The sequence below is a fragment of the Gemella sp. GH3 genome (genome assembly GCF_013415425.1).
GTDB lineage: Bacteria > Bacillota > Bacilli > Staphylococcales > Gemellaceae > Gemelliphila.
This window is the reverse complement of record NZ_JACBYC010000096.1, coordinates 1-619: the sequence shown is the minus strand read 5'-3', so window position 1 is coordinate 619 and position 619 is coordinate 1. Positions and strand designations below refer to the sequence as shown.

Here is a 619-nt window from a genome sequence, read left to right as displayed (position 1 = left end):
GTAGATGAACTACTTGAACCTCCACTACCTCCACCTGGCACTTTTAATTTTTGACCTGGGTAGATAAAGAAATTAGAAAGTCCATTTAATTGCATGATTTTTTGATATGAAGTACCGTACTTACTTGCAATTAATGATAAAGAGTCACCATATTGAACAGTGTACGTAGATGTACGACCTGAGCTACTTGAAGCCGTTTTTTTAGAGCCACTTGTAGATTTAGACGTTGATACTGATCCAGAAACCTTTAACTTCTGACCAGGTACAATTAAGAAGTTATTTAAACCATTTAACTTCATAATATTTTTATAAGTAGTTCCGTATTTAGCTGCAATAGATGATAATGAGTCTCCCGCTTTTACAGTGTACACTGAACCACTATTAGATGATGTCTTAGATTTTGACGCGCTAGATGATGATCCTGATACTTTAAGTACTTGATTAGGGAAAATTAAGTTTGAAGTTAGGCCATTAAGTGATTTTAATTTAGCAATTGAAATACCGTATTTATGAGAAATTGACCAAACTGATTCTCCACTTTTTACTGTATGTGTCGTTGCTGCATGTGCTTGCGTAGTTGCTAAAGCACTAATTGCTGTTGTTCCGATAAGGGCAGTAA

The 619-nt window shown here is 35.1% G+C and carries 1 protein-coding gene; it reads right to left on the bottom strand.

The window, feature by feature from the left end:
• Positions 1–619 (bottom strand): LysM peptidoglycan-binding domain-containing protein (locus HZY83_RS03320; RefSeq protein WP_179942657.1); only part of this gene is annotated, 619 nt, incomplete at both ends.